Annotated in this window: 11 protein-coding genes; all 11 read left to right on the forward strand. The window is 37.7% G+C overall.

Features of this window, described 5'->3' with window-relative positions; all coding sequences use genetic code 11:
* Positions 1–375: 375 nt before the first annotated feature.
* The 11 genes from mnmE (at position 376) to ACFQ1G_RS08440 (ending at position 15,207) form a co-directional block, all read left to right on the forward strand.
* Positions 376–1,842, forward strand: a complete 1,467-nt coding sequence (mnmE, locus tag ACFQ1G_RS08390; RefSeq protein ID WP_380738538.1) for a tRNA uridine-5-carboxymethylaminomethyl(34) synthesis GTPase MnmE — start codon at positions 376–378, stop codon at positions 1,840–1,842.
* Positions 1,843–2,159: 317 nt separating this feature from the next.
* Positions 2,160–2,525, forward strand: coding sequence for a helix-turn-helix transcriptional regulator (locus ACFQ1G_RS08395; protein ID WP_380738540.1), 366 nt, complete (start codon positions 2,160–2,162; stop codon positions 2,523–2,525).
* A 6-nt stretch (positions 2,526–2,531) separates the two neighbouring features.
* Positions 2,532–3,668, forward strand: coding sequence for a tyrosine-type recombinase/integrase (locus ACFQ1G_RS08400; RefSeq protein WP_380738542.1), 1,137 nt, complete (start codon positions 2,532–2,534; stop codon positions 3,666–3,668).
* Positions 3,658–4,545, forward strand: a complete 888-nt coding sequence (locus ACFQ1G_RS08405; protein ID WP_380738544.1) for a hypothetical protein — start codon at positions 3,658–3,660, stop codon at positions 4,543–4,545. The genes ACFQ1G_RS08400 and ACFQ1G_RS08405 overlap by 11 nt, the downstream gene beginning before the upstream one ends.
* Before the next feature lie 215 nt (positions 4,546–4,760).
* Positions 4,761–5,093, forward strand: a complete 333-nt coding sequence (locus tag ACFQ1G_RS08410) for a helix-turn-helix domain-containing protein (protein WP_380738546.1) — start codon at positions 4,761–4,763, stop codon at positions 5,091–5,093.
* A 309-nt stretch (positions 5,094–5,402) separates the two neighbouring features.
* On the forward strand, positions 5,403–5,831 hold the full coding sequence (locus tag ACFQ1G_RS08415) for a hypothetical protein (RefSeq protein ID WP_380738548.1): 429 nt from the start codon (positions 5,403–5,405) through the stop codon (positions 5,829–5,831).
* On the forward strand, positions 5,822–7,099 hold the full coding sequence (locus ACFQ1G_RS08420) for a DUF3987 domain-containing protein (protein WP_380738550.1): 1,278 nt from the start codon (positions 5,822–5,824) through the stop codon (positions 7,097–7,099). The genes ACFQ1G_RS08415 and ACFQ1G_RS08420 overlap by 10 nt, the downstream gene beginning before the upstream one ends.
* A gap of 115 nt (positions 7,100–7,214) precedes the next feature.
* Positions 7,215–8,156 carry a DUF6371 domain-containing protein gene (locus ACFQ1G_RS08425; RefSeq protein WP_380738552.1) on the forward strand — a complete coding sequence of 314 codons (942 nt, stop codon included), beginning with the start codon at positions 7,215–7,217 and terminating at the stop codon, positions 8,154–8,156.
* 78 nt (positions 8,157–8,234) lie between these two features.
* On the forward strand, positions 8,235–9,173 hold the full coding sequence (locus ACFQ1G_RS08430) for a hypothetical protein (RefSeq protein WP_380738554.1): 939 nt from the start codon (positions 8,235–8,237) through the stop codon (positions 9,171–9,173).
* A gap of 124 nt (positions 9,174–9,297) precedes the next feature.
* The gene (locus ACFQ1G_RS08435) at positions 9,298–12,180 is read left to right on the forward strand and encodes an SNF2-related protein (protein WP_380738556.1); all 2,883 of its coding nucleotides are present in this window, start codon (positions 9,298–9,300) and stop codon (positions 12,178–12,180) included.
* A 6-nt stretch (positions 12,181–12,186) separates the two neighbouring features.
* A complete protein-coding gene (locus ACFQ1G_RS08440) occupies positions 12,187–15,207 on the forward strand; it encodes a site-specific DNA-methyltransferase (RefSeq protein WP_380738558.1) in 3,021 nt (1,006 codons plus the stop codon).
* Position 15,208 lies beyond the last annotated feature (1 nt).

Here is a 15,208-nt window from a genome sequence, read left to right on the forward strand (position 1 = left end):
AAAACTTTTCTATCTGCTCTTCGGGACCGGTATTTGGTAATTGCTTATTGGTCACTGGTAATTGTTAATTGATCATTGATAATTGTCCTATTCCCTATTCCTTATTCACAGCATTATCCCCTCAGAAGATCACAGCACCACCACATCACAGCTTCACTGCATCACAAGATCACTCCCCTCTACGAACTCCACTTTTCCGTTTTACCCCAACCCTAAAGGGAGCCGGAAAAATGGAAGGATGTAAATTTCACCAAATAATGATACCATAATCAAAGCATAACTCTATTCCCACAGCGTTACTTCTTCACAAGGTCACAAGATCACTTTCTAACTTCTCACTTCCAACATCTAAATTCAAATCCTTACTTTTGCAGCATGAAATTGAATGACAATATAGTAGCGCTTGCTACCCCTGCAGGAGCGGGAGCCATCGCGGTGATCAGGGTTTCGGGGCCAGATGCGATCGACCTGGCAGCACCTCTCTTTAAAGCCAAAAGCAAGAAGGACCTGAGAGAAGTCCCTTCCCATACCCTGCACCTGGGCAACATTATGGATGGAGAGCGCATCCTGGACGAAGTCCTGGTATCTGTATTTCACGGGCCCAAATCCTACACGGGTGAGAACACCATTGAGATCTCCTGTCACGGGAGCCCTTATATTCAGCAGGAGATCATTCAATTATTGATACGGAAAGGCTGTCGTTCCGCGGAAGCCGGGGAATTCACACTGCGCGCTTTCCTTAACGGAAAGATGGACCTTAGCCAGGCCGAGGCGGTTGCCGATCTTATTTCTTCTGAAAACCAGGCGAGCCACCAGATGGCCATGCAACAAATGCGCGGAGGTTTCTCTAACGAGATCCAGAAACTCCGCCAGGAACTGCTGAATTTCGCTTCTCTCATAGAACTGGAGCTAGACTTTGCCGAAGAGGATGTGGAATTCGCGAACCGGGATGAATTCCAGAGCCTGGTAAGTCGTATTCAGCAGGTGCTCAAAAAACTGATAGATTCCTTCGCGGTAGGGAATGTACTGAAGAACGGGATACCTGTCGCTATAGTCGGGGAGCCCAATGTTGGAAAATCCACGCTCCTGAACGCTCTTTTGAACGAGGAGCGCGCCATAGTTTCAGAGATCGCGGGAACCACCCGTGATACCATTGAAGACGAGATCTCCATTGGCGGCGTTGGTTTCAGGTTCATCGATACCGCCGGGATCAGAGAGACCAAGGACGTGGTAGAAAGCATCGGGATCAAAAGGACCTTTGAAAAGATAAGCCAGGCGCAGGTGGTGCTGTATCTCTTTGATGCCTCCCGCCTAAGTATTTCAGAGGGGCATACAGACCGTCATCCTGAACTTGTTTCAGGATCTCAGGAAGGCCCCACGCCCACTCTCGAGCAAGTCAAACTGGAAATAGAAAAGATCAAGAACCAGTTCCCGCAGAAACCTTTGATCATTGTAGCCAACAAAATAGATCAATTATCTGAACAGGAAATTGCAGACCTGAATGTCAGCCTAAGCTCCGTCGAAGGCTCTTCTTACCTGCCTATTTCAGCAAAGACAGGCGCGGGCGTCGAGGAGTTGCAGCAAAAGCTCCTTCAGTTCGTAAATACAGGTGAGCTTCGCAACAACAACACCATTGTCACCAATTCCCGTCACTATAACGCGCTATTGAGCGCCCTTGAGGAGATCAACAAGGTGCAGGAAGGCCTGAACCAAAACCTTTCAGGAGACCTGCTGGCGATCGACATTCGGGAAGCGCTGCATTACTTCGGCGAGATCACCGGCGAGATCACCAACGATGACCTGCTGGGGAATATTTTTGCGAATTTTTGTATTGGCAAATAGAAAATCAAATCAACCCAAAGAAAAACAAACCAAATATCACACTATAACTGAGATTAGAAACAAAAGTTATATTTTTGTCTTTTGTTAAAAGGTACATTTTTTTTGATATATGTACCTTTTATAATAAAATTTATATTTAGATTTGGCTTATGAATGTCTCTTATTTACTTCAAAAGACACCAAAAATGAATATAAAAATTGTGTCCCAAAAATTTGGGGAGATTACGACTCGTAAGTCCTTCTATAACCCCTTAAAAACCCAAGCGAAATGTCCCTTAGAGATATCTAATCGAGGATATCAACATTAAAATTGATCTATGAGCTCTAATATTAGAATCAAGAAAAAGTGCCAGCTCTGCAACAGCGAATTCATTGCAAAAACTACAGTTACCAAATTCTGCGGAGACACCTGTGCCAAGATCGCCTACAAGGCGAGAAAACGAGCTGAAAAAATTCAAAAGGCTTCTAAACCACAAAAGGTAAAAGTTGATCCCAAGGAAAAGGTTCAAGATTTACAGTTGAAAGAATTTCTCAGCGTAAAGGAAGCTGCCATTTTACTTGGTTGTTCAGCAAAGACTATTTATCGCCTTATAGACAATGGGCAATTAAAAGCAGTCAATCTGGGACAGAGACTTACCCGTATTAAGAGAACTGAAGTAGATTATATCTTTAACCAAATATAATAAGCCATGGCAAACGTTACCTTAAGATCCAAACCACTAAAAAGTGGTATGCTTAGTCTTTACCTTGACTATTATCCGCCAGTCATTATTCCTAAGACAGGAAAGCTTTCTCGACGAGAATTTTTAAAGCTTAAGATTTATGAATTTCCTGAAAATGCTCAGGAAGAAAGGTTTAATGAGTCACAACTTGAAATAGCTGAGGAAATAAGAGCTACCAGGTTTCTGCAACTCAAGAATAAAGAATTTGGGTTAGTTGATAATATCGTAATGGATATTAAATTCAGCCAGTATTTTCAAGAAGTAGTAGATGAATATTATAACACCGGAAGCAAAGGGAACTATCATTCCTGGAAATCTTCTCTTGATTACTGGAAAGCTTTCATGGGAGAGGATTTGACCACACAAAATTTAACTGAATGGCATGTTAACAATTACAGGAATTTTCTTCTCACCACAAAAAACCTAAGGACCAGTAAAGGAAAGTTAGCCATTAATACCGCCTCCAGCTATTACAAGAATTTCATTATGGTCCTGAAAAGGGCTTTCAAGGATAAACTTCTTTCAAGAAATTTAGCTGAGGATGCCAGATATATTAAAGAACAGGAGACGCACAGAGAATACCTTTCGGAAAAGGAATTGTCTAAACTTTGGAAAACTCCTATTGATAATGTAAAAGTGAAACATATGGCCATATTCTCAGCTTTAACTGGTCTTCGATTTTCAGATGTTATTAACCTGAAGTGGGAAGATGTATATGAGGACTCCCATCAAGGCTATTACATTCAATTTAGGGAGCAAAAAACAGGAAACATTAAGAACCACCCTATCTCCAGATCAGCTGTTAATATCCTAAGTGAACAAGAGACCAAGGAAGGAAGAATTTTTACAGATATTAAATATTCACAAATATCCAGACCTCTTAAGAAGTGGTTACTCGAAGCAGGTATTCATAAGAAAATAACTTTTCATAATTTCAGGCACAGTTATGCTACACTGCAATTAGCTAATGGAACTGATATCTACACAGTTTCAAAGCTATTGGGCCATAAAAATGTATCCACAACACAGATATATACCAAGGTCATGGATCAAAATAAAGTAAAGGCAGCTAACAGGATAAACTTAGATTTGGATGGATTATAATAAATTATTTGAAGAGAAATACCGGGACACTTTCCAGAGTTTAGAACATTTCGTCAATAATGAATTCAAAAGCTCAAAAGAAGACGATGAGGATGAGCGGGATTATCAGGAGACTTATAATGAAGTTAGATCGAAAATTGATGACTGGAAAAACCAACACTTTGAAACCTCTAAGTTATTGAGCAACCTTGAAATTTATAGATATTTTACAAGTAAGAACAACAAAGCTACATTACCGGAATTTCTTTTTCCAGGTGTGCTGGGGAGGAAGACAAAAAAGTTCTTTTTAGAGAAGCATTCTGAAGGAGAATATTCTTCCTTTATTGAGGACTTAGCAGAAAATAAAGCCTACACAGATGTTGTAGACATTATCAATAATTACGACAGGTACATTGAACTGGTTTACAAAGACAAGAAGTGGAAAACAATAGATCTCACAAAGTTCGACCACAACTACCAATCAGCTGAATATTTTATTAATCTTCATAAGAAAATATATCCCCCCAGAAATCAAAGTAACGGGAAAAAAGATTATAGTCTTAAAATTGAGCAGACTAAAAATCTGCTAAACAAATTCGATGAGGATGAAAAAGTTTTTTTGATAAAACTTTTTTATGACAAATATGTGGAGAACAAGAACACCCTAACTAGAACAGAATTTATTAAGTTTTCACATGTAATTTCCGAAATAAAAGATATTTCAATTTTTTATAAGCAACCCCAGTATTCAAGTACCTATAACCTTTTTCAAAAAGATTATGAATATTTCTCCCTTTTGGAAGACAAGAATTTTTTCAAGATTTTAATTAATAAACTTAATGCCGTCGGATTGAAATCAATAAAAACACAAGTGAAAATCTTGGAAAGCAAATATTAAAAAAACGAGTCATTTATTAATGCTAAAGTAGAACCAGCTAATTAAATTAGCTGGTTTTTTTGTGTTTTTTAGCATTCTCTTTTAGCCTCAATTAATTATCAAACAGATATTTAACTTAAACCTACACCTAACCTACGGGTAACCTACGACTATCTCCTCTTTGCTTCAACTGCAGTAATCTTACATCATAATTAATATTAACACAATTATTTATTATGAAAGATTTGACGATGATCACCAGCGATGATCTTAAAAAACTCGCTTCAGAACTTTACCAGCTCTCGAAGAAGGAAGCTGAAGAAAACAATCAGGAAGACATCCTTAATGCTAAACAGGCTGCAAAGCTTTTGGATTTAAGTCCGGCTACAATCTACGGTAAAACCCACCGCAATGAAATTCCCTTCTTTAAACAAGGGAAAAAGCTTCTCTTTTCCAGAGCTGCTCTCATAGAATGGCTAAAAAAGGGAGAAAATCCGGTGACTACTTTCAAACTAAGCTCAGCCAAATCTAAGGCAGCTGAATATTTACACAGAAATAAAAGATTTTAATTAATTATTTAAACTATTTATTATGGACTATTTTAAAAAATGTGTGCATTGCTCACAACCATTTATCACCGATAAATATTTCACCAATCATTGTAATGAGAAAGTTTGCAAAGAAACACATGCTTTGCAGGAAATTAAAAGTGAATTATATCGATTAAAACGAACTAGGTATATCTCCGTAAAAAACCTTCCAAAGGGACCCAACGGGATGACTGCGAAATTTGATATACTCACAAAAGAAGTCGTTTTCAAAACCTTTGACGACCTATAGTAAAATTCGTTAACCTAACGTTAGATTAATTTAAAATTATGGAAAATCATCTATATATATGTGAATACTGTTCGAAAAAGTATTTACCAAGAAGAAGGCATAAACAGAGATTCTGCAGCAATAGCTGCAGAGTCAATGCCCACAACCGCAAAAGGAAATTATTACTTCTTTCTAAAAATAAAGGACTCAACAAACCTTCAGACCATCAAACAAAGAATGGAATAACTTGGGGTGGTATTGGTAATGCCGCGATAGCCAATGTAGCTACTGAAGTAGGGAAATCAATCTTTATAAAGGAAGAAAATAAACCGGCAACAAAGGGTGACATCCAAAATTTGGCCAACAAGATTGGCGAAAGATACATCTTGATAAAAAACATGGATGCACGAGCTGACGGTGCTCCTGCCTATTTTGATACAACCTTAAAAGAAATCGTCCACCTCAAATTTCTGCCGACATGGAAATAAACATTCTGAAAGACATTGAGGAGGCAATAATCGAAAATAGCTCCAGCCTTGAAGATAAGGCTGTTAGGCAGCTTCACAAAATTATTGATAAGTTGCCTCCCTACATTCGCAGATTAATTTATGAAGCATTTGAATTTAAGCGAATACCGAAGGAATATCTGTTAAGCTCGATACTTTTTGCTTTTAGTAATGTGGCAGGATTAGCTTTCAGATTAGATGCCGTCACATACTCAAATTATGGTAATATCTATTTGGCTCTAATAGGAAGCAGAGGTGATTCAAAATCTCCTGCAATGGACCTGGCTACAGCTCCCCTTAATGAGTATGATACCAAAATGTACAAAGAATTCATAGAAAAGACTCAGGAAAATGGATTTGAAGAACCCACTGTTAGAAAACAGTTGCTTATCCAAGATGCCACAATAGAAGCAGCCTACCAAAAGCATCATGAAAACCCATTCTCATTGGGGATTTACATGGATGAATTATACCATTTAATAGAAAAAATGGGCAATAAGACCAGTAGAGATGGCTTGGATTGGAGGCAATTACTCCTCCAAGGCAACACAAACAAACATGTTGACATCATTAGAAAAACTACTAATAGTTTTCGTCTACCCAAAGCTTGTCCTATACTCCTGGGCTCCATACAAGAAGAGTTTATTCCACAAATTTTTTCGGGTGGTAATGAAATTAGTGGTTTCACAGATCGGTTACAATATACACCCAAATTAACTCATAATTCTACACTGTCCAGACGTGGAATAAGTACAGATTGTTTGAGGAATTATTCCGATAACCTTTTAAGATTAATGGAACATCGTAATACGGTTGAACACAAAGGTCTAAATCACCCGTATATCTTAACCTGTACTACAGAGGCTGAAGATGTAATATTCAACTACACTCAAGATCTACTCCATCGTCAGGAGAACGCAGAAAATGGAGAAAAGGAATATTTATCCAAGGTACAGATTAACGTTCTCAAAATGATGATACTCATACACCTTATGGAGCAATCAGCTTCACCAGAACTTTGCCTAAAAATAGAGTCCAAAACTGTACACGAGGCAATTCAGATAATGGAATTTTACATTACTAATTTCCAAATCATTAGACAAAAACGGCAAGTGCAGGAAAAGAGTTTTAATATTAATGAAATAATTAATTTGGGAAGGAAAAACAATGCCACCCAAGAACAAATAGCTGCAGTCTTGGGAGTCAACAAATCAACAGTCTCCCGTAAAATGGCCAGAATGAAAATATAATGCAACCTGCAACTTGCATTTTAGCTCAATTTCATCTGCATTAGCCTAATATTCAGACATATAAAACTGATTTAAAAGGAGTTTGCAAGTTGCACGTTGCACAACAATGTACCCTATGCTTACTAAAATTGAGAGAATATTAAAATTTGACAATAGGCGGAATTTCAAGATTATTACCCCTTGTTGTGGTAAACGAAACACAGATGGTAAATTCGTTAATTATAAAGGGTACTCTTACAATTTTGGCTACTGCCATTCCTGCGGAAAAGCCACTACCCCGCCCGCTTTCTACAAGGATGAAAAAGGGCAAGAGTACCAATGGAATGAAATTACCAACTCCTGGGACACGGATGTAGTGACCTCCCCTACTCCAAGCTTTTCAGAGAATTTTAGCTCTGCAAGCAATAATCCAGATCAGCGATTTATACCTGAATCCCTGATCTGGAAATATTATAAGGTAACACCTGAAAACAATCTGCTGCAGTATCTCAGAAAGAACTATCCAGAGCAAGATGTAGATCGTGTCAAAGAGGAGTATGCCCTTGGCTCTACAAAAGACAAAGGTGTTGTTTTCTGGTTAATCAATGAGGATCTCCAGGTGCAGAAAAATAAGATTTGCTACTATTTTGAAAACGGTAAAAGGACAAATCGCTTTAAAGCCCCTTACAAGAACGAGGACGGCTATTATGCCTGTTTATTTGGTGCTCATCTTTTGGGTAGTATCAAACGAGGTGAAGATCTTGTGATCCTAGTTGAAAGTGAGAAAACTGCTGTTGTAGGAGCTATTCTTCTACCGCAATACACTTGGATTTCCTATGGTGGATTAAATGGCTTAACAAACGACAAGATCAATTGCTTAGAAGGACATAGAGCGCTGCTAGTTCCTGATATCAGTGAACAAGCTGTTTCTGTAGCCTATTCCAAACTTCCACTTCTTCGTCAAATAGGCGTAAATGCTAAGATCTGGGATATGACAAATGACAGAACAGATTCGGAGCTAAAAAAAGAAAGGGTTTACAATAATGATTTAGAGGATTACTTTCGGAAAGTACACTGATTTAAATAAACCTCCCTTATTTCTCTTTTGCATTTCTTAAGCAGGGTCTTTAAATTAGCTAACCTCTTAAACTTTTATATGCCTTGTACCGAATACCCAGTAGCTCTGAAAAAAGGAACCAATGACTTAGCTGAAATAAAAGAAGTTCCAAACGGTAAAGCATGTAATTGTTATTGCTTTTATTGTAAAGGAGATTTAATCGCTGTAAATAGAGAAGAAAATGTCGTAGCTGATCATTTCAAGCATTATCCAGGATCCAATTGCTCTCTTTCTTTTGAAACCTATTTACATTGGCTGACCAAAAAAATATTTGAGAAATTTGACTTTATAAAACTCCCAGCCATAACTTTCAAAGACTTATACGTTAAATACTGGTGCTTTGAATCTCCAAAAATCAAAAAAATAAGAGAGCTATTCTCAAAATATAATCTTCCAGAGGAGTTCAGGGATATTATTCAATATGAGTTTGATCTTAATGTTTCAAATCAATTTAAAATCGAACTATGCACTACCGAGAAACGTCTCAAGAATGAAAAGGACCAAATTCAGCCAGATATTCTTCTAAAGTTAAATTCTATGGATCTTTTAGTAGAGCCTTATGTAACTAGTAAAATCAATGCTAGGAAGCTAGGGAAAATCAAGGAAATTGATATATCCACATTATCGATAGACTTGAATACGTTTCGGAAAGAAAATAAGTTAGAATTTACCGAAGAAGATCTTACCAATTATTTGCTGCTTGATTCATGTAAGGAATGGTTGTATCTCAGTAAATCCTTTCGTGAAGAGTTATTCAAGGAATTTATGTCCCTTTTGGAAAAAAGACTGAATGAAAGAATCTCTATGGTACAGGATTATGCCAATCATGAATCTCAAATTGAAATAAATGGGAAAGAAATGAAAAGTACTCAGGACACAATTGAACAGCTAGAAAGAAAAATAAGATCACTTGAATCTGTTAATTCTGACCTAGCTAGTAAAAGAAGATTATGTATTCGTTCAATATACAGTTACTAATTTAAAATTGAAGTTTTAAATATTCACATTGCTTTAACGTTCCCATTCTTTTTCCTAAATTGTCGCTGCTTAAGAGCCCTACCTTAAGCAAGGTGTTGTTACTGAATTTACCGAGCCAATTTACATGAACTTAACCCCTCACCAGGCGAAATACTATGCCTATGAACTTAGTAAAAAAGTCAAGTCCAATAGCACTGAAAAATTTGGTGCTACCCTACTTGATGCTAAAGTAGATCTTAACCCACACCAGATCCAGGCTGCTCTTTTTGCTTTTAAATCTCCATTATCTCAGGGTGCAATTCTTGCTGATGAAGTGGGATTAGGTAAGACTATTGAAGCCGGGATCCTTCTTTCCCAGAAATGGGCAGAAGGTGCCAGACGGATACTTATCATCTCCCCTTCCAGCCTTCGAAAGCAATGGATGAACGAATTGATGGATAAATTCTATTTACCTTCCGAAGTAATGGAAACAAAAGTCTTCAATAAAAGACTGAAGCAAGGAAATAAAAATCCATTTGAGAACAAAAACAAGATCCAGATCTGTTCTTACCATTTTGCACGTAACAAAGCAGAATACCTACAATTGGTTTCCTGGGACCTGATCGTTATAGATGAAGCGCATTTTCTGCGCAATGTTTACCGCACCGGCAACAAGATTGCCACAGAGATCCAGCAGGCCATTTCTCCTTACAAGAAGGTATTACTTACGGCCACTCCCCTTCAGAATAAAATAGAGGAATTATACGGACTTGTAAGTTTTATAGATCCTAACACTTTCGGCGACCTTAAGAGTTTTAAAAAACAGTTTATACGAAAGGAAGGTGGGATTGATCTTGATGAATTAAAAGAAAGGATCCTCCCGTTATGTCACCGTACCCTGCGTCGCCAGGTAACCGAATATATTAATTATAAGAACCGAATTCCACTCACCCAAACCTTTGAACCCTCTCCTAAAGAGCAGGAACTTTATGAAAAGGTGACAGAATATTTACAAAGGGAGACGAACTACGCCCTGCCTTTAGCCCAGAAGCATTTAATGACTTCTGTACTAAGAAAACTATTGGCCTCTTCTTCTTTTGCAATTTCCGGGACCTTAAACAGTTTGATTCGCCGGCTTAAGAAACTTGTTGATGATTACAATGAGGATCTTGAGGATTTTAAAGCGGAAATGGAAGAGCAATATGAAGGATTTGATGAAGACGTCGAAGAATGGGATGAGCAGAATATTCCCGAAAACGAAGCTACATTTGATAAGGATAATCTCACTGCTGCAGATATTGTCAACATCAAAAGGGAGATAGCAGATCTGGAAGGTTTTCTTAATCTCGCGAACTCGATCCAGCACAATGCCAAGGGCGATAAACTAATGATTGCTCTAAATAAAGGTTTTGAAAAGCTTAAGGAGCTTGGGGCTAATCAAAAGGCAATCATTTTTACAGAATCTACTCGCACACAACGATATCTTTTTGAAATGCTTCAAAAAAGTGAATACGGCGGAAAGATCCTTCTTTTCAACGGAAGCAATAATGAAGATATTTCAAAAGAGGTTTACCATCAGTGGGTTGCCAATAAAAAAAACGCGCACAGGGTCACAGGAAGCAGAGATGTTGATATTCGTTCTGCTATTGTAGATACTTTTAAAACTGAAGACTTCCAGTTAATGATCGCCACTGAAGCTGCTGCTGAAGGTATAAACCTGCAGTTCTGCTCTATGGTTGTGAATTATGACCTGCCCTGGAACCCGCAGCGAATAGAACAACGTATTGGAAGATGTCACCGTTACGGCCAGGAATACGATGTGGTTGTGATTAATTTTCTCAATACTAGCAATGAGACAGATATGCGGGTTTTCCAGTTACTGGAAGAAAAGTTCAGTTTGTTTGATGGTGTCTTTGGTGCTTCAGATGAAGTCTTAGGTTCAATTGAGAGCGGAGTAGATTTTGAAAAACGACTTATACAGATTTATAAGCAATGCCGCACAAGAGAGGAGATAGATCGTGCTTTTGATGAACTGCAGGAAGAAATGCGGGAGCAGATAGATGAAAAGATCAAGTCAACCCAGGAACACCTTTTCAAAAATTTTGATGCCCAGGTAGTCCAGCGACTAAAGACCACCCTAGAAAATACTAAGAAGTATATCTCCAAATATGAAGACTGGCTTTGGAAGATTACAAAATATTCCCTGCAGGGAAAAGCCGACTTCAATGACAGGGATCACAGCTTTATCCTGAATGGACAATCAGAAAAGATTGCTCCACAAGGTCTTTATTCCCTGGACAAAAAAAGAGAAGATGCGTGGCATTACCGTTTAGGGCATTCCCTTGCGGAAAAGATCATTTACCGCAGTAAAAAAATAACCACTCCTTTAGGGAAGATCATTTTCGATTATACCTCCAGCCCTTTAACCTATAAGGAACTGGAAGATCTTAAGTCTAAAAAAGGTTTGTTAAGAGTGGCAAATATGAAATTAAATTCTCCGGCAGAGGATCTGGATCTTATAGTGTTTTCGGCCATAAATGAAAGTGGAGAAGTTTTAAAAGATGAGCTCTGCCAATTTCTATTGACGCTTCCTGGAATTTATGAAGGAGATTTGCAAAGTCCTGACCTGCGTAGACTTGAAAAGAATTACCTGGAACAAAAGCAGAAGCATCTGGATTTTATCAAGAACAATGATGCCCAACTTCTGCAAACGGAAATCCGAAAATTCGAGAAATGGGCGGATGATAGAATTACTTCAACAGAACAGGACCTTAAGGATGTAAAAAAGAAGATCCAGGAACTGGAAAGGGAAACCCGTGGCGAAAACATTAATGCCGATGAACTACTGGAAATTCAAAGAAAAATTAGAAAACTGGACCGGAAAAAAGCAAAACTGCGCCGGGAGATCTTTGACGTGGAAGACCAGATCCTGGAAGAACGGGATCAAATGATAGATGAAGCAGAAAATAAATTAAACCGAACAATGAAAGAACAGGAGCTATTTACGATAGCCTGGGAAATTATATAAAAGATTATGAGCAATAATTACGATAAACTGCAAAAAGTACTTACTGAAGTTTTTCAATTGGACAAGGCTGAACTTGATTTTGGGATTTACCGCATCATGAACCAGAAGCGGAATGATGTAGAAACATTTCTTACAGAAAAACTTCCTTCTCAGGTACGTGAGATCCTGGAGCAGAACAATAATGGAGATACTGCAGAGCTACAAAAGGAGCTGGAAAAAACAGTAAATCTTTTAAAAGATGCAGGAGTTGATCCTTCTTCATCTTCAAAGGTTAAAGAACTGAAACATAAAATTGAAAATGGCACCTCCGTAGACGCTTTGGAACAGGATGTATTTTCTCATTTAGCGTCCTTTTTTAAACGCTACTACAAGGATGGAGATTTTATTTCTTTACGTAGATACAAGAAGGATGTATATGCCATTCCCTATGAAGGAGAAGAAGTAAAACTCCATTGGGCCAACCATGACCAGTACTACATCAAGACCTCAGAATACTTAAAGAATTATGCCTTTAAATTACCTGGAGATAAGACGGTAAAATTCGAGCTTAAAGAAGCAAGTACAGAGCAGAATAACAATAAAGCTTCAAAAGATAAAGAACGGCGGTTTGCGCTTTATACAGAAGAGCCGGTGTCGGTAGATGGAAATACACTTGTGATCAACTTCACCTACGAGCCCCATAAAAAATCTGTAAAGCAAGAGAAGCTTATAGAAAAAGCTCATAAAGAGCTTTCAGGCAAGATCCCGCAGAATTTTCAAGAAGTGTTTGCTCTTAAACCAACAGAGAAAAACAAAAAAAGAACCCTGCTCGAGAAACATATTAATGACTATACCGCCCGCAATAGCTTTGACTATTTTATTCACAAAGACTTGGGAGGCTTTCTCCGCAGGGAGCTTGACTTCTATATAAAAAATGAAGTTTTGTTTATTGATGATATTAATACCGAAGATGAAGTAGCCTTTGAAACGCAGATCTCGAAAATCAAAGCACTAAAACAAGTGGCCGGAAAGATCATCACTTTTTTAGAACAACTGGAGAACTTCCAAAAGAAGCTTTGGTTGAAGAAGAAGTTTGTTGTTAATAGTAATTACTGTATCACCTTAGATCGTATTCCTGAAGAATACTACCAGGAGATCCTGCAGAACAATATGCAGTTGGAAGAATGGAAAAGATTATTTAATGTAAAAGTGAAAGATCTGGATGGACTGAAAAAGGAGCCTTTCCTGGTAGTGGATACGAAATTCTTTTCGCAGAAATTTAAAGACAATTTGTTGGCAGAGTTTGATGACCTTGACATGGCTACAAATGGATTGCTTGTCAATTCTGAAAATTTTCAGGCTCTCAACTTGTTGAATAAGAAATATAAAGATCACCTGCAATCGGTCTATATCGATCCTCCATATAACACAAGTGCTTCAGAAATTATCTATAAGAACAGTTACAAGCACTCATCATGGTTGAGCTTTCTTAGAGACAGACTCATCTTTGCTAAAAATTTTCTTACCGAGCAGGGGATTTTTTGTATTACCATCGATGATTTAGAATATCCAATCTTAAAAGTTTTATGTGATCAAATTTTCGGACCAGAAAATTATTTAGCCACCACACCCATTAGGAATAATCCCTCAGGTAGATCTACTTTAAAAGGGTTTTCTGTCAATCATGAGTATGCTATATATTTCTCAAAAAGCGAAACCATTAGTACTGTCGGAAAATTACCTCACAGCAAGAAACAAATTGAACGATACAATCTCCAAGATCCTGATGGGAGACGATATGAATGGGAAAATTTAAGAAGAAATGGACCTGATTCAAACAAGGAAGATAGACCTAAACAATACTACCCAATTTTTGCAAAAAAGAATGGGGAAATAAGAGTTCCAGAAATAGAATGGAGTGCTAAAAGCACTGAATGGATGTTGAAAGAAAAAGAAGCTTCAGATGAATCTGTTATTCTGCCAATCCATCCAAATGGAACAAAAAAAGTGTGGAGGTACAGCTTAGAAAATATTCTTAATGAGCCACAAAGGTTTAAAGCCGAGTTCAACAATGGTACTGTCGAGTTATATCGTAAGAAATATTTGAACAGTACAGGAGTGCTGCCGAGGACTTGGTGGGATAAACCTGAATATTCAGCAAGGGATAATGGAACACGGGATATTGTAAATCTCTTTGGTAAGAATAATCAATTTGATTTCCCTAAAGCTGTTGGGGCTGTTATAGATTCATTAAAGGTTACAAACTTAAAAGATAAGGAAACTGTAATAGATTTCTTTGCTGGTTCGGGAACGACTGGACATGCTGTAATAAATATCAACAGAGATGACGGCAGAGAACGTAAATATATTTTGGTAGAAATGGGGGAATACTTCAGTTCAACAACAAAACCAAGAATTCAGAAAGCAATTTACACCGAGAACTGGAAGAATGGAAAACCACATGATAAAAAGGGAATTAGTCAAATTTTCAAATATTTATACTTAGAAAGTTATGAAGATGCTTTAAATAACCTCGTGCTTCAAAGGGATCAAAAACAGCGGGATCTGTTAAGCGGTAACGAAGCCGTAGAGGAAGAATATCTTTTAAAATATATGCTGAATGTGGAAAGCCGGGGGCATTTATTTAACCTTGAAGCTTTTAAAAACCCATTTAATTACCAGCTAAAAGTAACTGAGAACAACGAATTAATTCCAACCACAGTCGACCTGGTAGAAACCTTTAACTACCTGCTCGGCCTTCACGTAAAAAGGATTCAACGAATAGGTGCGTATAAAACCGTAGAAGGAGTTAACAACAAGGGAGAAAAGATTCTGGTAATCTGGAGAAACTTGGAAGAAACAGACAGTAATGACCTTGAACGTTTTGTAACTAAGGCTGGTTTCAACATACTCGATGGGGAATTTGACACTATTTATGTTAATGGCGATAACAATCTAGCGAATTTCAGGAAAGATGAAGACAACTGGAAAGTGTTGCTTACAGAAGAAGTTTTCTTTACGGAAATGTTTGATGTAAAAGACGTATAGT

This window comes from Salinimicrobium gaetbulicola (genome assembly GCF_042676025.1).
In the GTDB taxonomy this organism is placed as follows: Bacteria; Bacteroidota; Bacteroidia; order Flavobacteriales; family Flavobacteriaceae; genus Salinimicrobium; species Salinimicrobium gaetbulicola.

Coding starts and splice junctions, on each gene's coding strand:
- mnmE (WP_380738538.1), top strand. CDS start 376: ATGAAATTGAATGACAATATAGTAGCGCTTGCTACCCCTGCAGGAGCG.
- ACFQ1G_RS08395 (WP_380738540.1), top strand. CDS start 2,160: ATGAGCTCTAATATTAGAATCAAGAAAAAGTGCCAGCTCTGCAACAGC.
- ACFQ1G_RS08400 (WP_380738542.1), top strand. CDS start 2,532: ATGGCAAACGTTACCTTAAGATCCAAACCACTAAAAAGTGGTATGCTT.
- ACFQ1G_RS08405 (WP_380738544.1), top strand. CDS start 3,658: ATGGATTATAATAAATTATTTGAAGAGAAATACCGGGACACTTTCCAG.
- ACFQ1G_RS08410 (WP_380738546.1), top strand. CDS start 4,761: ATGAAAGATTTGACGATGATCACCAGCGATGATCTTAAAAAACTCGCT.
- ACFQ1G_RS08415 (WP_380738548.1), top strand. CDS start 5,403: ATGGAAAATCATCTATATATATGTGAATACTGTTCGAAAAAGTATTTA.
- ACFQ1G_RS08420 (WP_380738550.1), top strand. CDS start 5,822: ATGGAAATAAACATTCTGAAAGACATTGAGGAGGCAATAATCGAAAAT.
- ACFQ1G_RS08425 (WP_380738552.1), top strand. CDS start 7,215: ATGCTTACTAAAATTGAGAGAATATTAAAATTTGACAATAGGCGGAAT.
- ACFQ1G_RS08430 (WP_380738554.1), top strand. CDS start 8,235: ATGCCTTGTACCGAATACCCAGTAGCTCTGAAAAAAGGAACCAATGAC.
- ACFQ1G_RS08435 (WP_380738556.1), top strand. CDS start 9,298: ATGAACTTAACCCCTCACCAGGCGAAATACTATGCCTATGAACTTAGT.
- ACFQ1G_RS08440 (WP_380738558.1), top strand. CDS start 12,187: ATGAGCAATAATTACGATAAACTGCAAAAAGTACTTACTGAAGTTTTT.